This is a genomic window from Rhizobium sp. WYJ-E13, assembly GCF_018987265.1.
Lineage (GTDB): Bacteria > Pseudomonadota > Alphaproteobacteria > Rhizobiales > Rhizobiaceae > Rhizobium.
Genome location: NZ_CP076853.1, coordinates 2,588,745 through 2,608,269, shown reverse-complemented (window position 1 = coordinate 2,608,269; position 19,525 = coordinate 2,588,745). Strand labels below are relative to the sequence as shown.

At 58.5% G+C, this 19,525-nt stretch carries 25 protein-coding genes, 1 tRNA gene and 1 pseudogene; 17 read left to right on the top strand and 10 right to left on the bottom strand.

Annotated features, from left to right (window positions below; translation table 11 throughout):
• The first annotated feature begins 5 nt into the window (after positions 1–5).
• Positions 6–893 (top strand): DMT family transporter, encoded by an 888-nt coding sequence (locus KQ933_RS13175; RefSeq protein ID WP_216755303.1) that lies wholly within the window; start codon positions 6–8, stop codon positions 891–893.
• Here the strand turns inward: KQ933_RS13175 and KQ933_RS13170 are convergent.
• On the bottom strand, positions 890–1,753 hold the full coding sequence (locus tag KQ933_RS13170; RefSeq protein ID WP_216755302.1) for an AraC family transcriptional regulator: 864 nt from the start codon (positions 1,751–1,753) through the stop codon (positions 890–892). The two genes, KQ933_RS13175 and KQ933_RS13170, sit on opposite strands and share 4 nt — an antisense overlap.
• Before the next feature lie 136 nt (positions 1,754–1,889).
• Between KQ933_RS13170 and KQ933_RS13165 the strand changes: the two genes are divergently transcribed.
• The 8 genes from KQ933_RS13165 (at position 1,890) to KQ933_RS13130 (ending at position 7,519) form a co-directional block, all read left to right on the top strand.
• Positions 1,890–2,825, top strand: coding sequence for a phytanoyl-CoA dioxygenase family protein (locus KQ933_RS13165; RefSeq protein ID WP_216755301.1), 936 nt, complete (start codon positions 1,890–1,892; stop codon positions 2,823–2,825).
• 223 nt (positions 2,826–3,048) lie between these two features.
• Complete coding sequence (locus tag KQ933_RS13160) at positions 3,049–3,447, top strand: DUF427 domain-containing protein (protein ID WP_216755300.1); 399 nt, start codon at positions 3,049–3,051, stop codon at positions 3,445–3,447.
• A 141-nt stretch (positions 3,448–3,588) separates the two neighbouring features.
• Entirely contained in the window at positions 3,589–4,215 is a 627-nt protein-coding gene (locus KQ933_RS13155; RefSeq protein ID WP_216755299.1) for a hypothetical protein, read from the top strand.
• A 154-nt stretch (positions 4,216–4,369) separates the two neighbouring features.
• Positions 4,370–5,593 (top strand): MFS transporter, encoded by a 1,224-nt coding sequence (locus KQ933_RS13150; RefSeq protein WP_216755298.1) that lies wholly within the window; start codon positions 4,370–4,372, stop codon positions 5,591–5,593.
• 109 nt (positions 5,594–5,702) lie between these two features.
• On the top strand, positions 5,703–6,056 hold the full coding sequence (locus tag KQ933_RS13145; protein ID WP_216755297.1) for a DUF1428 domain-containing protein: 354 nt from the start codon (positions 5,703–5,705) through the stop codon (positions 6,054–6,056).
• A 73-nt stretch (positions 6,057–6,129) separates the two neighbouring features.
• Positions 6,130–6,552 (top strand): secondary thiamine-phosphate synthase enzyme YjbQ, encoded by a 423-nt coding sequence (locus tag KQ933_RS13140; RefSeq protein WP_216755296.1) that lies wholly within the window; start codon positions 6,130–6,132, stop codon positions 6,550–6,552.
• 123 nt (positions 6,553–6,675) lie between these two features.
• On the top strand, positions 6,676–6,981 hold the full coding sequence (locus KQ933_RS13135; RefSeq protein WP_216755295.1) for a hypothetical protein: 306 nt from the start codon (positions 6,676–6,678) through the stop codon (positions 6,979–6,981).
• A gap of 154 nt (positions 6,982–7,135) precedes the next feature.
• Positions 7,136–7,519, top strand: coding sequence for a hypothetical protein (locus tag KQ933_RS13130; RefSeq protein WP_216755294.1), 384 nt, complete (start codon positions 7,136–7,138; stop codon positions 7,517–7,519).
• A 109-nt stretch (positions 7,520–7,628) separates the two neighbouring features.
• On the opposite strand, the gene KQ933_RS13125 is transcribed toward KQ933_RS13130, so the two are convergent.
• Positions 7,629–8,372, bottom strand: a complete 744-nt coding sequence (locus tag KQ933_RS13125) for an SIMPL domain-containing protein (RefSeq protein WP_216755293.1) — start codon at positions 8,370–8,372, stop codon at positions 7,629–7,631.
• Positions 8,373–8,602: 230 nt separating this feature from the next.
• On the opposite strand from KQ933_RS13125, the gene KQ933_RS13120 reads away from it, so the two are divergent.
• The 4 genes from KQ933_RS13120 (at position 8,603) to KQ933_RS13105 (ending at position 13,350) form a co-directional block, all read left to right on the top strand.
• Entirely contained in the window at positions 8,603–9,340 is a 738-nt protein-coding gene (locus tag KQ933_RS13120; RefSeq protein ID WP_216755292.1) for a glycosyltransferase family 25 protein, read from the top strand.
• Positions 9,334–10,677, top strand: a complete 1,344-nt coding sequence (locus tag KQ933_RS13115) for an O-antigen ligase (protein WP_216755291.1) — start codon at positions 9,334–9,336, stop codon at positions 10,675–10,677. The genes KQ933_RS13120 and KQ933_RS13115 overlap by 7 nt, the downstream gene beginning before the upstream one ends.
• A gap of 62 nt (positions 10,678–10,739) precedes the next feature.
• Positions 10,740–10,952, top strand: coding sequence for a hypothetical protein (locus KQ933_RS13110; protein WP_216755290.1), 213 nt, complete (start codon positions 10,740–10,742; stop codon positions 10,950–10,952).
• A 184-nt stretch (positions 10,953–11,136) separates the two neighbouring features.
• Positions 11,137–13,350: an adenylate/guanylate cyclase domain-containing protein gene (locus KQ933_RS13105; RefSeq protein ID WP_216755289.1), complete on the top strand. Its 2,214-nt coding sequence runs from the start codon at positions 11,137–11,139 to the stop codon at positions 13,348–13,350.
• On the opposite strand, the gene KQ933_RS13100 is transcribed toward KQ933_RS13105, so the two are convergent.
• The 3 genes and pseudogenes from KQ933_RS13100 to KQ933_RS13090 form a co-directional block, all read right to left on the bottom strand.
• Positions 13,351–13,878, bottom strand: coding sequence for a YHS domain-containing (seleno)protein (locus tag KQ933_RS13100; protein ID WP_216755288.1), 528 nt, complete (start codon positions 13,876–13,878; stop codon positions 13,351–13,353).
• Between the two features lie 31 nt (positions 13,879–13,909).
• On the bottom strand, positions 13,910–14,500 hold the full coding sequence (locus tag KQ933_RS13095) for an ankyrin repeat domain-containing protein (protein WP_216755287.1): 591 nt from the start codon (positions 14,498–14,500) through the stop codon (positions 13,910–13,912).
• 157 nt (positions 14,501–14,657) lie between these two features.
• A pseudogene (locus tag KQ933_RS13090) lies at positions 14,658–14,770 on the bottom strand (IS30 family transposase); the annotation flags it as partial.
• Between the two features lie 457 nt (positions 14,771–15,227).
• On the opposite strand from KQ933_RS13090, the gene KQ933_RS13085 reads away from it, so the two are divergent.
• Together KQ933_RS13085 and KQ933_RS13080 are read left to right on the top strand one after the other, a co-directional pair.
• Positions 15,228–15,722, top strand: a complete 495-nt coding sequence (locus tag KQ933_RS13085; RefSeq protein ID WP_253958237.1) for a hypothetical protein — start codon at positions 15,228–15,230, stop codon at positions 15,720–15,722.
• A gap of 6 nt (positions 15,723–15,728) precedes the next feature.
• The gene (locus tag KQ933_RS13080) at positions 15,729–16,076 is read left to right on the top strand and encodes a hypothetical protein (protein ID WP_216755285.1); all 348 of its coding nucleotides are present in this window, start codon (positions 15,729–15,731) and stop codon (positions 16,074–16,076) included.
• 133 nt (positions 16,077–16,209) lie between these two features.
• On the opposite strand, the gene KQ933_RS13075 is transcribed toward KQ933_RS13080, so the two are convergent.
• Positions 16,210–16,285 (bottom strand) — tRNA-Ile (locus tag KQ933_RS13075).
• A 192-nt stretch (positions 16,286–16,477) separates the two neighbouring features.
• Between KQ933_RS13075 and KQ933_RS13070 the strand changes: the two genes are divergently transcribed.
• The gene (locus KQ933_RS13070; RefSeq protein ID WP_216755284.1) at positions 16,478–16,846 is read left to right on the top strand and encodes a response regulator; all 369 of its coding nucleotides are present in this window, start codon (positions 16,478–16,480) and stop codon (positions 16,844–16,846) included.
• A gap of 208 nt (positions 16,847–17,054) precedes the next feature.
• Here KQ933_RS13070 and KQ933_RS13065 read toward each other — a convergent pair whose 3' ends face one another.
• From KQ933_RS13065 to KQ933_RS13055, 3 genes are all read right to left on the bottom strand, one after another.
• A complete protein-coding gene (locus KQ933_RS13065; protein ID WP_183731300.1) occupies positions 17,055–17,246 on the bottom strand; it encodes a hypothetical protein in 192 nt (63 codons plus the stop codon).
• Positions 17,243–17,908 carry an acyl-homoserine-lactone synthase gene (locus KQ933_RS13060; RefSeq protein WP_216755283.1) on the bottom strand — a complete coding sequence of 222 codons (666 nt, stop codon included), beginning with the start codon at positions 17,906–17,908 and terminating at the stop codon, positions 17,243–17,245. The genes KQ933_RS13065 and KQ933_RS13060 overlap by 4 nt, the downstream gene beginning before the upstream one ends.
• Positions 17,909–18,119: 211 nt before the next feature.
• On the bottom strand, positions 18,120–18,845 hold the full coding sequence (locus KQ933_RS13055; RefSeq protein WP_216755282.1) for a LuxR family transcriptional regulator: 726 nt from the start codon (positions 18,843–18,845) through the stop codon (positions 18,120–18,122).
• Between the two features lie 126 nt (positions 18,846–18,971).
• Here KQ933_RS13055 and KQ933_RS13050 point away from each other — a divergent pair, with 126 nt between their 5' ends.
• A complete protein-coding gene (locus KQ933_RS13050) occupies positions 18,972–19,157 on the top strand; it encodes a hypothetical protein (protein WP_113300036.1) in 186 nt (61 codons plus the stop codon).
• 19 nt (positions 19,158–19,176) lie between these two features.
• Here the strand turns inward: KQ933_RS13050 and KQ933_RS13045 are convergent, their stop codons facing one another.
• Complete coding sequence (locus tag KQ933_RS13045) at positions 19,177–19,488, bottom strand: hypothetical protein (RefSeq protein ID WP_216755281.1); 312 nt, start codon at positions 19,486–19,488, stop codon at positions 19,177–19,179.
• Between the last annotated feature and the right edge of the window lie 37 nt (positions 19,489–19,525).

Genomic DNA, 19,525 nt, shown 5'->3' with positions numbered 1-19,525 from the left:
AGCAGATGAGCCGGGAATTTCAGGGTTATATCTATCTCGCACTGGCCATGACGACGGTCGGCAGCACAGTGATTGCCAGCAAGGTCATCGCCTCCGGGTTGCCGCCCTTTACGGCGACGGCCTTGCGTTTTGCGGTGGCTTTTCCCTTCTTCCTTTTCCTGATGCGCTGGACGGGATCGCGATTGCCGCGGCTTTCCGGGCGGGACTGGCTGATCCTCGTCACGCAGGCCGGCGCAGGAAGCGTCGGATATACGACCTTGCTGATCTCGGGCCTGTCGCTGACATCAGCGGCCAATGCCGGCGTCATCATCGGCACGCTGCCTGTCGTCTCCGCGGCGATCTCCATCCTCGTGCTTGGCGAGAGGCCGCAGCGCTTCCTGCTTCTGGCGATCGGTCTTGCGGCGGCTGGCGTCTTTTCCATCGTCTTTTCGCCGGCTGCCGGAAGCGGGTCCCTTACCGGCGACATGCTGATTTTTGGCGCTGTTATCTGCGAGGGGCTATTCATCCTGTTGAACAAGCGGCTCGGGAGGGCGATCCCGCCGCTGACGCAGTCGGCGCTGATGACAGCCATTGGTTTCGTCGTTGCCGGTGTGCCAGCTCTGTTCGAGCATCATGATATCGGCATCGCTTCGCAACCCGCTTTGGTCGCGGTTGTCTACTATGCGCTGGTGCCGACCGTCGGCGGCTTCATACTCTGGTATGCGGGAGCGGAGCGTGTCAGCGGCGCTGAGGCCTCTCTATTCACGGCCGTCGCACCAGCAACGGCTGTCATTTTCGCCTTCCTGGTTCTTGGCGAGGCGATCGGCTCCAACCAGATTTTCGGGATCGCCTGCGTATTGGCGGCCGTCATTGGCCTTGGCCTCACGAGCCTGCGTCGGGTGGCGAGAAGCTAGGCGCGGCGAAAGACGTTTCGATACTCCCGTGGCGTCATGCCGGTCTGTGCCCTGAATTGCCTGTTGAAGTTTGCGAGCGAACCATAGCCGACCGCATCGGCAATATGGCCGACGGGCTGGCTTGTGGCGGAGAGGCGGGCGCAGGCGTCGCCGATGCGCATGCGGATCAGATAGTCGGAGACGGTCGTGCCCGTGTGGCGACGGAAGAGCCGGTGCAGGCCGGAGACGCTGAGGGCTGCAATATCGGCCAGTTCTTCCAGGCCGATCGTGCGTGCATAGTGCAGATGCAGGTGGGTGAGAATCCGGTCGATGCGCTCACGGCTTTCCTGCAGTTCCGGGCTCTGGCCGGGGGTGCTGGCAAGCGCGGATGCCTGCCGGTCGGTGGCGACGCGTCCGAGAATATTCAAAAGGGATAGGAGCCGTTCGGCGGGTGGTTTTGAAAAGACCGCCTCGATTTCGCTGCGCACGGCGTCGGCTGTTTCCTTTGAAAACTGTAATCCTCGATCGGCGCGCGACAGCATCGCTTCGATCGGGGCGAGCTCGACCGCGCCAGCCGTCACTTGACGAATCCAGTGCGGATGAAACCAGAGAACCAGCGCGATATGCGGGGTGGTCTCGTCATATTTCGCGCGGGATACCCAGGTGTGCGGCAGGTTGGGGCCGACGAGCACGAGATCGCCGTCCCCATATTCCCCGGTATGGTCGCCGATGAAGCGCTGGCCGATGGAATTCAGCGTCAGGGTCAGCTCGAATTCGGGATGGTGGTGCCACTGGAAAGGGATCGCCTCATCCAGCCGTCGGTTCAGCATGCTCCAGGACGCATCGGCATGCCGTGGCAGGATTTCGAGATAAGGCCTCATCGGGCGCCCTTCAGGTCATTGACGCCAGAATAGTATCATAATCCGCCAAGGTGGCACAACATGAGCCGCGATGCGAGGCTACACTCCCCATCATAGCCTGAAACCACAGGAATGGTTCAAATGATGGGAGGATCTCATGGAACTGGCAGTGAAACGCGACGCTCATCCGACGGCCTCGTCGGTCACCACCCAGCTCAAGGACATCAAGAAGAAGCTGCCGCTGCGGGTGCTCTCGGCGGCGGACTGGCAGCACTGGATCACCAAGGGCTATGTGATCGTTCGCCAGGCCGTTCCTGCGGACAATGTCGCGCGGCTTGTGGACGTGCTCTGGCGTTTTGACGAGAAGGATCCGAACGACCCTTCCACCTGGTATGCGCCGCAGCGCCGCGAGCACAAGATGAAGGAGCTCAACAATACCGGCATGCTGGAGATCTACAATCACCAGGCGCTCTGGGATAACCGGATGGAGAAGCGCGTCTATGACGTCTTTGTCGATATCTGGGACCGCGAAGACCTGTGGGTGACGATCGACCGCGCCAACCTCAACCCTCCGAAGAAGGTGAAGGGCAATCCCAACGGCTTCATCCACTGGGATGTCGATACGTCCATCCGGCCGCTGCCGATTGGCGTGCAGGGCGTGCTGAGCCTCAAGAAGCAGGACGGCGATGTCGGTGGCTTCCAGTGCGTACCCTATCTCTTCGAGCATTTCGACGAATGGGTGAAGACGCAGCCCGAGGACCGTGATCCGATGCATCCCGATATGACCGGCCTTTCAGTCGTCAATATCGACATGGAGCCGGGTGACCTGATGATCTTCAATTCACTGCTCGCCCACGGCGTTCGCCCCAACCATTCGGATAATCGGGTGCGCATGGCGCAATATATCTCCATGCATCCGGCCGAATACGACAATGCGGAGGAACGTGAGGAACGGATCCGTCTGTGGCGAGAGCTCGACCATCCCAAGCGCGATGCCTTCCCTGGCGATCCGCGCGAATGGGAAAAGCACAATGCCAAGACTGCCGAGCTGACGCCGCTCGGCCGCAAGCTGCTCGGCCTCGACCGCTGGTAAGACGATATAAGATCACAAGCCGCGGAGGAGAACACTCCGCGGCTCTTTCACTATCATCGGCGTTATGCCTGCGCGGTCCGGCACGAATCTGCCGATGCTGTCCCTCATCCGCACATCTGCGGGTGAAATCGGCCGAGAACGAGGAGGGGACCGCTGACCCCTTGGGATGGCCGTTTGCCTACCCTATCTCTTTCGGAGAGATATCAATCCGGAGACGACATTCATGTCAGGCAAGCCGATCAAGATTCCGGGGCCGGATCATCCGATCACCGTCGAACACAATCCCTCCCGCGTCGTCGTCAAGCTCGGCGGCCGCGTGATCGCCGATACGCATGATGCGCTGACGCTTCGCGAGGCTTCCTATCCGCCGGTGCAGTATATTCCACGGAAGGACGTGGATATGTCGCTGCTGGAGCGCACCGACCACGAGAGTCATTGCCCCTATAAGGGGGATGCCTCCTATTACAGCATTCCTGATGGCGGCGAGCGTTCGAAGAATGCGATCTGGACGTATGAGGCGCCCCATCCCGCCGTTGCCAACATCAAGGGCCATATGGCCTTTTATCCTGATAGGGTCGATTCCATCGAAGAGTTGCCGTCGCCCGAAGCGGGGCAGTTCTAAGGGATTACTTGACTTCCACCTTCTGATCGATCGCATCGGGAAAAATGACGCCGGACGTGTAAGCGTATTGGGTTAATATGAATCCCCCTCAGGTTGCAGTATTCTCGTCGCGCGCGAGGAATACTGCAGGCCGGGGACCTCATGAAACTGGATCAGGTGGAGCTTCGCTCCGAAGTATTGGATATTCGTATCGTTGAAGGCCTCGGCGATGGTTCATTCAATCTTGAATTCGATGTCTTTCGCAGCGACGGATACGTTCTGATCCTCCTGGAAATACTGGCAGGGAGAGGCGATTTCCTTGTTCAGGGTTTCGATGAGGAAAATAGTGCCGCCTCTTCACTCTGGAGCCGGCAAAGGGTCTACATCGTGAGACCCGTCGAAGCTGCTCGCAGGATTGCTGTCGGCATGTTCGCAGCCGTCAACAGCAAAGTCCGGGCGACGATCGCCTGCTTCAAGCGGAAGATGGTCAATATATCAGGGGAATTGCCCTGTCCGCTGTGCCGGGCGCTCTCCAAAGTGCTCGTTGCTTCGGCACTTGCCTGGATGGGTATTCCTTCTCCGGACATTCAGGATGCGGCTGAGATTTCCACCACTCCCTCTGTCGAGCAGATGAGACAGCTTCTAAGCGGCACGGAGATCATAGGAAGTTCGCAGAACGAGCTGCTCGCTCTTGTCGGCCCGGATTTGCGTTCGGCAATCCTCGGTGTCATGGAGGAGACCATTTGGCTGCTCAACATGCGCGACCAGCTCCATACCGCCGCGTGCTAGAACGTCGGGCTGCTGCCCACCTCCACGTTGATGCGGCAATTGCGCGCCGGAGCTTATTCCGGTTGACATAGATCATTTTCGAGCAGAACACCGTTCCGTTCTTATAAGATTCCTATAAGTGCCTGGGGCTTGGCCGCAGGCCGGTGACTGAACAATGGACATAATAGTGAAAGAGCGGGAAAGCGTTCTGCGCCATCCCGGCTATCTGAATTTCGCTGCCTCCCGGGTCTTCTCCTCGCTTTCCTTTCAGTCCGTGGCGATCGCCATGGGATGGATGATCTACGAACAAACCCATAGCGCCTTCGCGCTTGCCCTCGTCGGCTTCTGCCAGTTTCTGCCGATGGCTGTTCTGACCTTCGTCGTCGGCCATGTCGCCGACCGGTTCGATCGCCGACGGATCGGACTTGCCTGCCAACTCGTCGAAGCGATTACTTCGCTGGTGCTGGCGATAGCGACGTGGCAGCAATGGCTTTCGCCGGCTGGAATGCTTGTTGCGGTCACCATCATGGGGGCTGTTGTCGCCTTCGAAAGACCGACCATGGCGGCGCTCCTGCCGAATATCGTGCCGGCTTCGATGCTGCAGAAAGCGATTGCCACCTCGACCTCGATGATGCAGACGGCGCTGATCATCGGTCCTTCGCTTGGCGGTCTTCTCTACGGAGTGAGCCCTGTCGCTCCCTTTGCGATGTCGGCCGTGCTGTTTGCCGCGGCGAGTTTCAACGTGATTTCGATCCGCATGGAATGGGCGCCCTCGAAACGTGAGCCGGTGACTTTGTCGTCCGTCTTCGCCGGGGTTTCCTTCATTCGCAGCCGGCCGGTGATGCTCGGCACCATCTCGCTCGATCTTTTCGCGGTTCTGCTTGGCGGCGCCACGGCGCTGTTGCCGATGTTTGCCAGTGATATCCTGCATGCCGGCCCGTGGGGGCTCGGCATGCTGCGCGCGGCACCTGCAATCGGTGCGCTTGCCATGTCGATTGTGTTGGCGCGACGGCCGCTGACATCGGATGTCGGCCGCAAGATGCTGTTCGCAGTCGCGGTTTTCGGTGTCGCCACCATCGTATTCTCGCTTTCCACCAACATCGCGCTTTCGTTTCTGGCGCTGCTGGTCATCGGTGCGTCCGATACGGTCAGCGTCGTCGTTCGCAGTTCGCTGGTGCAGCTTTTGACGCCGGATGAGATGCGCGGGCGTGTCAATGCCGTCAATTCGCTCTTCATCGGCACCTCGAACCAGCTCGGCGAGTTCGAATCCGGCATGCTTGCCGGTGTGGTCGGTCCGGTCGCAGCCGGCATTGTCGGCGGAGTCGGTACGATCGCCGTCGTGCTCTTGTGGACGCGGCTTTTCCCCGATCTCCTCAAGGTAAAGACCCTTCAGGGCTGATGGGCTCTCATCTCCTTGCCGCACGGCCGCGGACGTTAATTGACGCGGCAATGTCGGATGTGACCGGCGTCGAACGTCTTTCGGACGTTAACGCAAGAGGAGAAGTGCAATGTCTTATGTTGATGGTTTCATCGTCGCCGTTCCCCGCGAGAATGTCGATGCCTATAAGAAATTCTCCGCCTATGCCGGGTCGATCTGGAAGGAATATGGTGCGCTCGAATATGTCGAGTGCCTCGGCAATGACGTGCCCTATGGCGAAATGACCTCATTTCCGCGCGCTGTCATGGCAAGGGATGACGAGGTGGTGGTCTTTTCATGGATCCTCTACAAATCCAGGCAGCACCGCGACGAGATCAATACTAAGGTCATGGCCGATCCGCGCCTTTCCAGCGACAAATGGAAGATGCCATTTGACGGCAAGCGCATGATCTACGGCGGTTTCGAGGAGCTGCTGCGGCTCTAGTTTTAACTCATTTCCATTGACTCCAGAGGCAGGGCGCGCCACCTCGCAGGGACAATTTGCGACGGAGCCCGCCTTGCCTCAGACAACAATAACACTTTCCACCCGCGGCCAGGGCCTCTACGAATTCACCGATCAGGCCAATACCTTCGTGCGCCAGTCCGGCATGGAGGAGGGGTTGCTGACGGTCTTCGTCCGTCATACCTCCTGCTCGCTGCTCATCCAGGAAAATGCCGATCCCGATGTGAAGACCGATCTCAATAGCTTTTTTCGCCGCCTTGTGCCGCCGTCTTCCGATCCGTCCATGCGCTGGATCGTTCATACGACGGAGGGGCCGGACGACATGCCTGCCCACATCAAGGCGGCGCTGACGCAGGTTTCGATCGGCATTCCCATCAGCCATGGCCGCCTGGTGCTCGGCACCTGGCAGGGCATCTATCTCTTCGAGCACCGTGACCACCCGCATCGGCGTGACGTGGTCCTGCATCTCAGCCCATGATCTCGTTAACAGTTCTGAATGCCAACTGAATGGGCGGTTCGAACGGCATTCAGCTTCACGCGTTTAGTTTCGAGACAATCCCAAACGGGAGATCGAGGAAACACCACGAGGAGACAACCCCAAATGTCGCATTTCCTTGCCAAGGCTTCGCTTGCCGCACTGCTTGCTCTGAGTTCCATCCCGCTCGCGGGTTCTGTCGCTTTCGCCGCGCCGCAGACGGACTTCGTCGTCAAGGCGCAGTACCACCGTCCGCCAGTTCGCGGTTGCTCGCCGATGGAGGCCATCCGCAAAGCCCGTTATTCCGGCCTGCGCGACGTGCGCGTTTTCAACATCACACCGCGCCGGGTCGTCGTTGCCGGCCGGGATCGCCGTGGCTGGGACCGCATGACTTTCGCCAACGTGCGCGGCTGCCCTGTCATGTACCGCTAATTCCATCGGCCGGAGCCGGGAAAACCTGCGCTTCGGCCATTTTGCCTTGACCGCGACACTTTAGACCGTCTTCTCTCGGAACTGTATGTAAGTGATTCCGAAACAGGCTTCGGCAATTGCCCGCGCGCGGCTACTAACCACGAGGATCTTTTTCATGATGCAGTTTCTGGCGAAGGCGGGGCTTGCCGCCCTTCTTTCCGCTGCTGCGCTGGCCGGCACCGTTGTGCCGGCTTCCGCGCAGGTGAATATCATTATCGGCGAACCGGACCGTGGTCCGCCGCCGCCGGATTGGCGCCGCCCGCCGCCACCGCCGCCGGGATATGGCCGTCCGCCTCTGCCTCCGCCAGGTTACGGTCGCCCGCCGCGTGGCGGCTGCGATCCGCGCATGGCGGAAAATATCGCCGAGGATTACGGTTTGCGCCGCACGCGCGTCGTCGATGTCACGCCACGCCGTGTCATCGTGCAGGGCTGGAGTCGTCGCGGTCCCGACCAGATGACCTTTGGCAACGTTCGCGGTTGCCCGCTCCTGCGCCGCTGATATCGGCGTACGATTTTCACCACAAAAAAACCGCCCCTGCTGTCTGCAAGGGCGGTTTTCTTTTGAGTGGCGTTAGCGCGGGGCAGGGCGCCGAAGCGCCCTGAATGTTCTACTGCTCGATCGCGAACGTCACGCTGACGGTGACATTGTAGCTGTTTTCGCCGCCCTGGACCGGAACGGCAGCGACATCGGAGGCTTCCTTCATCATCGCTGCACGATAGATCGGCTGCGGCATCGGACGGACGACATTCTCGCTGATCTCGATGATGCGGCCGACCTCGACGCCGGCGGCTTGGCTCAGCGTCTTGGCTTTCTTGATCGCGTTGGCGACGGCGTTCTTGCGGGCTTCCTCAAGGGCTGCTTCCGGCTTGTCGTTGGTGAACTGGATATCGCCGCCCTGATTGACGCCGAGCGTGACGGACTGGTCGATGATCTCTCCCAGCTTGGAAAGGTCACGGACGCGCACGGTGACCGAATTGCTGGTCTGGTAGCCGATCAGCTCAGGCGGCTGCGGCTGGTTATCGACCGGCTGCGGGTAATTATACTGCGGCTGGATCGAAAAGCCCGAGGTCTGCAGGTCGCGCTCGGCAATGCCGCTCTTCTTTAGCGCAGCCAGCACCTCCTTCATGGCCTTGTTGTTCTCGTCGAGCGCTTCGCGGGCGGTCTTTGCCTGCTTGACCACGGCGAGATTGACGACGGCCATATCGGGAGCCAATGCCGATTCGCCTTCTCCGGATACGTTGATGACCGCTTCGCGCGGCTGGTTCTCCTCCGCCAGAAGCGGAGCGGATGCCGCGAGCGGCAGGCTCAGAAAGGCTGTGAGAAAGGCAGTCTTGGTGTAGTTCGGCGCCATGTTTGTTCCTCGGCTGTTTGCGTCCCTGCGAGCTTTGTGTCTGCGGATTGTGAAGCTATTGCGGCAATAGCGCGCATGAGAATTTCTCTACTATAAATAATGGGTTCGACCAAAGGGTGTGGGGGGAGAAACAACGCATGGTAGATGGTGGCGGCATATGGCAGTTGCCCGCGATTAAGCATCACCTTATAAAGAAGTGCTTTTCCATCTCATACTGAAGTTCCGCCTTTATGAAACTTGGTGCCTATGTCATCAACCTGAACCGCTCCATCGCCCGGTGGGAACAGCTTTCGCGAAAGGCCAATTCGCTGGAGCTCGATATCATCAGGATATCCGGCGTGGACGGTTCGCAGATCCAGCCGCACGACAAGGCGGATATCAACCAGCGGCAATTTCTTCTTCGCAACGGCAGGAACTATCTGCCGGGCGAGCACGGTTGCTACCGCAGCCACCTCAAGGCGCTTACCGAGTTTCTGAACAGCAGCAATGATGCTGCCATCATCATGGAAGACGATGTCGAGCTGCAGGCCGATCTGATGCGGCGCGCGGAGGCGGTGCTTGCCACCGTTCCGAAGGCAGAGTTGGTCAAGCTTCTCAATCACCGGTCCGATGGATTTAGATACAAGGCGATGACGAAATATCGCGATATCATTGGCCGCTGCATTCACGGGCCGCAGGGCTCGGCGGCCTGCTACCTCGTCACCCGATCCGGCGCTGAGAAGCTGCTGCGAACCATGTTCGTCATGGTCTATCCCTTCGATGTGGCAATAGAACGCGGGTGGTCGACTAAGGTTAATACCTTTACGCTCAAGAGCAATCTGCTAGAGCTAGGGGCAAACAGTCACGAGACCGCGATTGCGACGAAGCTCGATTACAGGCGGCAGAAATTCACGGGAATACGCCGCTCCGTCACTCATCTGCTTCGCGCCGCCGATTATGCTAGAAGGGTACGGTATTCTCTATGGTAGCGAGCGAAGAGCCGATTGCCACGCCCTCCCACCTCAAGCCGGTCCTTGTCATCCTGTGGCTGCTGTTGATTTCGGCTCCCATTGTGGAAAGCGACATCTATCGCTATGCGGCACTGCTGCTGATCGGGACGACCTATGCCTATTTCAGGCCGAATTTTCGCCTGCTGAAGGGTGACTGGCTGGCCAATGCCTGTCTTGCCTGGGGTGCCTATGCGCTGCTGCGCTTTTTCTTCGGCCTGATCGTTTACGGCGAGAAGGGGGCGTCCGATTGGCTCTACGCCTTTACGCTGTTTTTCCCGGCGGTCGGCATCGCGCTCTATTCCAGCCGCAAGCATGTTGAAACGGTCTTTACGATCTATTTCCCGGTGGCACTGGCCGCCCTGCTGGTCTCTACCGACTATCGGCTGATCCTTGCTGGCGACGACCGCATTTCGCCACTTTACCACAATAATCTGATCCACGGGGCCATCGGCTGCGGCTTCCTGATGATCGGCGCCCTCTACTGGCTGTTGCACGCCTGGGAGACCGGCAAGCTCCAGCGCCGTTCCGGCAACTGGATTGTTGCCGTCGCGACGCTCATCATCGCGCTCAGCCTTTTCAACATTTACGGCTCGAAGGCGAAAGGCGTCTGGCTGAGTCTCGTCCTCGTCGGGCCTCTCATGCTCGCTTCACTGCTGCTTTACGCAAACAGGCGCCGAGCCGCGTTGGTAGGGGCTGCTGTCCTCGCTCTCATCGCAGCGGCACTTTTTGTCGGCGGCGATGATATCTGGAGGTTTGCCGGCCCGACCTATGAGGCAACCGCACGGATCGAGACTGAAATCTCGGCGCATGGCGTATGGAATGCCGTTAGTTCCGCGATTGAGTCGAAAGATACGCCGGAGTCGATGAGCGAGCGGCTGCAGCTCTGGGCGAACGCCTCGGAAGTGATTGCCCAGGCGCCAGTTTTTGGTGCCGGCAACCACTGGCTCACGCTCTGGCAGTCTACGACCTATGCCGGCGTACCTTATACGCTGCTTCACAATGGCTATTTCGAAATGCTCGTCCGCCACGGGCTCTTCGGCATTATCGTTTTCGCCATTCTGGCGGTCGCCATGTACAGACGCGTCGTGGCCGCGTGGAGGGAGAAACTGATCAGCCTCAGCGCTTTGCTGGCCTATACCATGATCACACTGTTCTTCCTTGGAACGATCCTGTCCAATTCCAACAATCGGCTGGCGATCGGCGAATCGTTCTTCTTCGTGTTCTCCGCCGTCGCGTTTGCCTGCGGGATCATGTTGAAGAAGGGGGAGGTCAGGCAGGAGGCCAGCATGGTCGCCGGTGATCGGAAGGCTGCCTGAGAGGGTGATGAAACCCCGGCCCGAAAGGGATTGCTCAGCGCTCCTGCGTTGGAGCGCCCGCGTTGTCAGATACCGAAATCGTCCAGAAACGAAGGATGGATGGCGGTCTTCCTTGCCTCGCGCGCATCACGATAGCGCTGCTGGGCAGAACCCAAGCCATTAACGATCCGTTGCATGAAGCCGCTTTTGCGGCGTTTGAAAATCAAGTGCATAGCAAGCTCACTTTTCTTATTTTTGTTAGCCGGCGAGCATATAATTTGTGCGTGATGCTGTAACAATGGGCATTTTGGCATGCCACCTATGCAGAATATGACAGTGATGTGACAGTGATGTGACAGTGGCGCGGCCTCAGGCCACCCCACAACAGGCTGAGGACCTTCCCTCTCACCGTCGATGGTATCGGCTATGGCGGTACTGTAAGATGCTGCCGCTGTCGTCCTTTCGGGGGAAGAGACTGGCATGGAGCGCCGCCTTGCAGCTGTCCTGATTGCCGATGTCGTGGGCTATGGCCGTCTAAGCCAGGTCGACGAGGAGGGGACACGTCTGCGTTTCCAGGCGGACCTGAGAGAGATTGTCGAGCCTTCGATAGCCGAGCATAGCGGGCGGTTGGTCAAAACCATGGGCGACGGGCTGCTGGTCGAGTTTCACAGCGTCGTCGACGCCATGCGCTGCGCAGTGGACGTGCAGAAGCTGAAGGCGAAGCATAATGCGGAGATCCCGGCCGATCGCCGTCTCGATTTCCGCATCGGCATCAACCTTGGTGACATCATTGTCGAGGGTGACGATATTCACGGCGATGGCGTCAACCTGGCCGACCGCATGCAGTCGCTCGCCGAACCCGGTGGAATAGCGATCTCAGGCCCAGCCTACGACCAGGTGAAATCGAAACTCGACGTCGGTTTCGTCTCGCTCGGCGAGCAGAGGCTCAAAAGCATTGCCGAGCCCGTGCGGGTCTATCGTGTCGTGCTCGGCCCATTGGCGGCAAACAGAGCTGCCAACGCTCGCCGATATCCTGGCCGCTGGCGCATCGCAGCAATAGGCGTTGCGATCCTTCTCGTTCCGGCGGCAGCGGCGCTGTGGTGGCAGCCATGGGTGCTGCTCGAAACCCCATCGATTACCGGGCGTTTTGCCTATCCTTTGCCCGACAAACCATCCGTCGCCGTATTGCCATTCATCAATGTCAGCGGCGACGTCGAGCACGATCATCTCGCCGAAGGCCTGACCGATGACCTGATTACGGAACTCTCGAAAGTCTCCGGCCTCTTCGTCATCGCGCGCCATTCCGTCTTTGCGGTGCGCGATGATGGCGGCAAGATACAGGATGTGGCCGCCGAACTTGGTGTCCATTATGTGCTTGAAGGCACGCTGCAGCGCGCCGGCTCGCGATTGCGTATCAACGTCAAACTGATCGATGCGCTGACCGGGCTTTCCCTCTGGGCCGAGCGCTACGACCGCGAATATGCCGACCTCTTCGCAGTCCAGGATGACGTGATCGGCAAGATCATCGCAGCGCTTGCCATCAGGCTGAGCGAGGGCGAGCGCACGCAGCTGGCGCAGATCCCGACGGAGAATCTCGAGGCCTATGATTACTATATGCGGGCCGAGCAGGCGGGTCTCACCTATGGTGACGTGGTGACCTATCGCGAGGCGCTGTCCTATTACCAGAAGGCGATCGACCTCGATCCGAACTTTGCCGATGCACATGCGGGGATTGCCCGCATTGCCGTCGATGTCTGGCGCAACGACTACAACATCCTCTGGTCGGCAGCTGTTGCCCGCAAGATCGCCTATGACGCGGCAGGGCAGGCATTGAAGATCGATCCGAACAATGCGCGGGCGCATACCGTGCTTGCTCTGCTGCAATTGGTCGATGGCCGCCAGACCGAGGCACTGACATCGGCAAACCGTGCCGTGCAGGCACAGCCGAGCGACGCTGAAGCCAATGGCAATCTGGCCCTCGTGCTCGCTCATATCGGCAATCATGATCAGGCGATCAGCGAAATGGAAAAGGCGCTGCGCTTCGATCCTTCGCCATCATCAGGCTTCCAGTTGCTGGCCGGTATCGTTTTCTACATCGTTGGAGACGAGGACCGGGCGATCTCGCTGATGGAGGCTGCCCGCGACGCGCTTCCCAAAGCGGAGGCTGCGCGCGAATTTCTCACGGCAGCCTACATCGATGACGGCGATAAGGCGCGCAGCCTTCAGGAGAAGACGAAGCTCCTGGCGCTCTTTCCCGAAAGCAACCTGACCTATTACAGCTATCTCTACGACTACTGGCGCAAGGACGATCTGAACAAACATCTGAGCAGGCTGCAGAAGGCCGGAATTCCCGAATGGCCCTTCGGATTTCGGGGCGAGAAGGACGATCAGGTCACCGGCGAGCAGTTGCGCGATCTCATCAGCGACAAGACCTGGACCGGCAAACACCGCAACGGCACGCAATTCGTCCAGTTCTTCGACAATGCCGGCAACACGGCCTATCGAAGCGCCAACACCAACATAACAGGCACGGTCGAAATTCAGGGAGACTGGCTCTGCGAAAAGTTCCCAGGCTATTTCATGGATCGGATGGTCTGCGGGAACGTTTATCGCAATCACGCTGCGGAAGAACCCGGCGCGACATATGTTCATGTCACGCCGCAGGCGCTGAAATTCTTCTCTATCGGGGGCTGATCACCGATTGGTCAGCTGCTGGGCAGAGGGATGCTGCCAGTCTTTCTGCGCCTTCTCCGAGATCAGGATGTTCTGCACTTCCGACCAGTGTTTTTGGGAATCCACCACCTTCGTTGGGTTCTTCACCAGCCCTTCGGCCGCACCCGGATCATAGCTGATATAGAGCTTGCCATCGATGATCCGCCAGGCCTTCGGATCGATATTGGTCGTCACCGTTCCGAAGGAAACGCCATCGGCGCAGTAGCCGCCATATTGCGGGGCATATTTGCCGGGATCCTTGGCGAACATGTCACGATGCTCGGCGCTGGCGAAATACCAGGTCGCGCCCAGCCAGTGGTGGGAATATTGCGGTGATCCTTCCACGGCCTTATCATCCGTGAAATAGGCGACCGGGTCATAGCCCTTGATCGCCACATCCCCGAAATAGCCCGTGTTGACGAAGTCTTCGGCTGTGGCCTCGTTTGCCAGCAGCAGGACGGCGATGCCGCCTGTAGCTGCAGCCTTCACAAATCCATTCCAGTGAGACATTTCAATGCTCCCGTTTTTCAGGCGCGCACGCTCATTTTCGCTTCGTGCATTCGTCATAGAGCCACTGACCCGTAAGGTCCGCTCCCTGACAGGCGGCGCCCGCTTTCAACAACAGAGTGACGGCGTCCCAGTGTGACCGCCATCCGGCCTGGGTCACCGGCGTGTAGCCGTTCCTTTCCTTCGGCTCGATATCGGCTTTCTGCGCAAGCAGGAAGGCAATGACATCGGCATGACCTTCCTCGGCCGCCGCATGCAGCGGCGTCATATTGTAGAAGTTGTCGTGGTCGTTGACGGAGGCGCCTTTCGCCACCAGCAGTTCCACGATATCCAGATGGCCGCCATAGGCCGCCGCATGCAGGGCCGTCAGCCCGCCCTTGTTGCGGATTTTGATGTCGCAGCCGCGGTCGAGAAGAAGAGTGACGACATCGGCCTTGCCGGACAGGGCCGCGATCAGCAGCGCCGGTTCCCCGGTATCATCAGGCTCGGAGAGGTTTACCCCCTGATCCGCAAGCTGCTTGACGCGCTCGACATTGCCTTCGCGCGCGGCATCATGCAGTGGGCCTGCCGTAGCAGCGGAGATCCCAAGGCCGAAGCAGATGACGCTGATCCAAAAGACATTCATCGCGCACCCCCGTCTTGCCATCCCTGGCTTCACAAGCGCGAAAGCGTGGTTAAGCTATCATGAATATGAGGGGGCGGCAATGAATGGAGATGTCGGGCTTGAGGAAGAATCGGAGAAGCTCACCCAGATGCATCACGCCGACGTTCAGGGTAGGGGATCACCCCTGTTCTTGCAAATGGGCCATGAACACTTCGGCCAGCGTTTTGTAGCCAAGGCATTTTCGCGGCTGATGAGATCTCGCTGAGAGATGATTGCAAGATCCGTATCGCCTAGCAGAAGCGGCGAATGCGGAGAAAATAAGGATTTCCGCTTGGTTGGGCGACGCTGACGGTCTGTTTCCAACCAAACCGCCAGCGCCTGCGCCGTGGTAACCAACCATGCTCCGCGCACCGCTAGACTGTGGCATCCGGCGACCGAAAGATATCCGTAAAATGTCGGGGATCTCGCAAAAAGAGCCCGCCGAAGCGGGACATGGTCGTCCGACAGTTGAGGTTCGTGGGGCAAAATGGAACCTCAGCCGTACGACCCGGACGCATTACATCGCTGAGTTAGGAAAGATCCCGGTGTCGAGACATAATTCGGTTGAGTAACGCATTTGATCAGGCATAGTCGCAGCATGCTTGATCTATCGTTTCCTTGGCCCATCGGTCCCGTCCCCATAGCCCTGACCGCCTGGGCGTCATATGGGCTCTACCGTGCTGTTGTGACGCGAGACGGGCTTACGTGGGTGTCCGCAGTTTCAATACTGGGGGTGGTGGCATTTCTGGCTGCACTTACTGCCCACCTCGTCAAACCCGCTTTCAACCTTTTCTTTGTGATTATGCTTGCCCAGTTTCTCGGTACAGCTGCGTGCTTCCTGTTCGGCAAGTTACTCTGGTCGGTTAAGAAAACGAAGCCGGAGCTGTCACTCAGGCGGCAAGCAAATGGAAAACTGCTTGAAGGCATGGCCATCATGGCTGGCTTCCTGGTTGTTGTGGACGGGGCTTTCTATTTATTCCCCGACGCCGGCAAGTGTACACATTTCAAAGATTACATGGCGGATAAGTGTGCTGCGCAGGAACTATTCGTAGGAATTCACGACCTTCCACTGGTGATTTATTTTTGTGTCCTTTTGGGCGTTCCTGCGCTGGTCGCGCTGATTTTATTCGTTTGGTTGACGATCAAGACAGCTGGTCTTCCAAAAGTTGACGAATCAAATGCGGAGAATAATGCCGGCGGGTAACGTTATGTGGTTTTCGGCGGCCTAGTACGGTTCCTTGGCTGCGGAAGCAGCATTGCAGAAACGGACTGCGGCAAACGTAGCAAGACATCCGATGATTTCGAACGCCTTACGGATTGTTTAAGGACTGAGATGCCAACCGAGCGCGACAAGATTGATGCACTCAAGAAAGAGATGCAGAAACTAGGAGGCGACAACGTCGGCCCTTGGGGTGTTAGGCGCAAGAAAAGAGATCCGCGCACGCCGCCTTGGGAGGTATCATATGACGAATATCCCAACTACTGGACCTACATTCGGCTGATCAAAGATTTCTTTAAGATCATGAGAGCGCTTTTTACGCGGAAAAAAGGCGCGTGAGGTCCCGGCTCTTCAAAAGCGGTTTAAAGTCCCTTTGAATGATTGGCGCGCCAATTTCAGAATTCCGGAACCTGGTGTCAAAATTCCGGTTTTTCGCGTCCGGCTACATTAGCTTTTTGAAAAGATGAGAAACTGGTGGGCCCGGAGGGACTCGAACCCCCAACCAAGCGGTTATGAGCCGCCGGCTCTAACCATTGAGCTACAGGCCCGGCACCCAGGGTGCGGTCAGCCGGGGCAATGGCACCCGCAGCTTGTGTCCGCTTAACGCAAATCCGGGACAGTCACAAGCCATCAGCGCAAGCATCTGTGGACGATGCATATTTCCGGTTTGCCCTCTGGAACCTTCGCACACGGGCTACATTTACTCCTGTCAGACTGGATCTGAAGAGGGCAATCGCAGAATGGTGGCTTCCCAGGGTGCCGTGGTGCTCATTGTCGAGGATGAGCCGCTGATCAGGTTCAATATTCTGGATGTGCTTGAAGATGTTGGGCACGTGGCGCTCGAGGCCGGGAATGCGGATGAGGCGATGGTGCTTCTGAAGGCCCGCGACGATGTCGATATCCTCTTCACCGACGTCAACATGGCCGGTTCGATGGATGGCATCCAGTTGGCCAAGCGGGTAAGGGCGATGCGGCCGAATATCGGCATCATCATTACCTCGGGCATGGTGCGGCTCGATCCCATGTCGCTGCCGGCCAACACCGCTTTCCTGCCGAAACCCTATCAGCACGAGGCCTTGATTTCGGCGATCGCTTCCATGAGGCGGTAGCTGCGGCCAGTTCTGGCCAGTTCAGGCAAGGCGCCTGAGATCGGGAGGCGCAGCCGAGCCTGAAGGGGAGGTCTGCTTCAAGCCCGGCCGCTGGCCCCGGGGGACCCGTTGGAGCATTTCCATTTTCTTCACGTCACGGAAATGCTCTATATCTTTGTTTTCACGCAATTCCGGACGCAAAGCGCTCAAGCACTTTTGCTGGAATTGCTCAGTTGTAGCTGCTCTTCAGCAGGTCGTTTTCCTGATGCGCCTTCTTCTCGTAGATCGTGAAGAGAGCCATCGAGAGCAGATAGGAGAGGAAGGGGTCTCCCATCTGCGTGGCGATATCGCGGGATGCGAGGATATGTCGTTCCAGCGCGCCGATATCTTTTTGCACGGTGGTTTCGTTCAAGCGGTTCATGCTGCCATCTCCAGGAATTGCGTCACGACGGAACGTGTCGGGACGTAGCGGGTGTAGAGGGGGGTATCGATGCCGAGGGATGCGCGCATCCTAGTGAGCACACGTTCGGAAACTTCGAAGGCGCCGCAGCAGACCGGATACTTGCCGTAGCCATCGGCCCGGCCGAGTTCATCGACTTCGGCGCCGGCGCGCTTGTAGACGCGCTTCAGATGCGGCTCATAGTTTGAGATCATCGTGTGGATGCCGTGGTCGAGGGCGCATTCGCAAAGTGCGAGCAGCAGCATGGAGAAGGCGCGGCCGGCATCGACATCGGGAAAATCGTCGGCGATTGCTTCCTCGTCGATGCACATGCGGGTGCCTTCCCAGATGCCGGGGGCGACGAGATTGGCTGCCTGCGGGAACGTTGCGCGGAAGACGTCGTAGAGGAGGGTCGGTCCGGTCGTCGGCATCAGGCGCATGCCGCCGTATAGGCGGGTGCGGGTTTCGTTGCACCAGACGAGATAGGCCGGGCAGAGCGAGTCATAGCTGTCGCGCTCGAAGGGGCCGATTACCGGAACGTTCCAGCCAAGGGTGTCCGCGAAGACTTTCTTGCGCAGGCGGAACATCTGGTCGAGTATGAAAGCGTATTTCTGATACTCATGTGCCTGAATGATAACGAACATTTTGCCCTCCAGCGTGTTGGGTTCGTGAGGGCAGAATGGTTCAGGACGGCGGGATCGGAAATTCCCTCATATGGGTGCCTACAGATGAGCCCCCGCATATGGGGGGGTCGTTTAGAGTCTTTCCTGGTCAGCATAAACCACTCTGAAACGGGCGGTCTGATCGACCGGCCCGTTTGAGCCAACAGAATGTTCCAAACTAATCCGGAAAAGCTTAGGGGTTGATGATGCGCAACTGCACGGCCCGCGAGGCGGCCGCGGAAATGGTGGCGCAGCCGAGCTTGAAGCGTGCAGTTTTCAGGTAGTCGCGGGTCGTATGCTCGGAAATGCCGAGGATGACGGCGATGTCCTTGTAGTCCTTGCCGAGTGCCGTCCAATGCAGACATTCGATTTCGCGCGGGGAAAGCGTCGGCACCGGGTCGTTCTCGCCGTGAAGCTCGTAGATGGCCTTCCGATGGATGACATGGGCGAGTTCGATCCACTCATTGCGATAGAGCTTGACCATGGAGGTCCAGTCATCGAGCGGAATGCGGGCATTGATCGACAGCAGCGCGCGGCGCTGCGCCTTGTCGGCAACGGGGATCGAATAGCCGTTTCCGCCGATCCCGTGCTTCTGGGCGTCGACGAGCATGGCATAGGCTTCCGGTGTCGGCTCGACCTCGCTCCAGTCGAAGGGCAGCTGGCGCTCGAAGCCCTGTTTGACGATCGGATCGACCTTCACATAGCTGTTGAGCAGATAGCGAGACACCCAGGCATCCGGATAGGTGGTGCGCACAAAAGGGGCGTCTATCTTTGCCGCAATGGTCTGAGCGAGGTGATAGGTGACATAGTCCACGGCATATCCCGCCTGGAAAATGCGGATGGAAGCATCGACATTTTCCGCAGCCTTGATCTGTTCGAAAACGGCTTCGAATTTTTGCGAATAGCTATTTTCCGTCATCGTGCCGCCTGTCTCAAACCGTTCAATCCTACCGCGAGGAATGTCAAAAATACAAGGCATCCCCACATATGCGGGGAATGACTTTTCCAGATCCATCTGTTAGCGCCTTTTCCGGGGAGGCTCCAGATGGACAGTAAGAGAACGTTCGATATCGCCGAATGCCATCAGGCCGCCAAAGGGCTGAAATCGAGCTGGCAGGACATGGCCGGCTCCGAGGCGCTGATCCGCGCGCTCGTCGCCGAACGCAACGGCGATACGTTGCTTGCCTTGTTCTGGACAGAGGTTCACCGGACGCTCTGCGAAGAGAAATAGTCACTCCTTTATCGTTACATCAGTTACGAATTCCTTCGATGTGGACGGGACTGCCGGATTGGCTGCTACGCAGCTTCCACGATGATTTCCGCGCGCCGCAAGGTTTTTGGCGGTCCCGAAAAGCTGTCCTGCCATTCCTCCGCTTCGATCGTTTCTTCGGCGAGAATGCCTGACCGGGCCGGACGATGCGATCGCTCATTGCGCCGCGAATATCTGCCGTTCCCGAAACTAGCCCGAAAATGGTCGTGCCCGAGGGAATATCGAAGGGCACTTGGAAACAGTGATCATTCGCCTGGCTGGAACGTGTGACATGGACGGTGAATTCGGTCATGGAGCGGCCATCGGCGAAGGTTCGGATACGTCGTGTA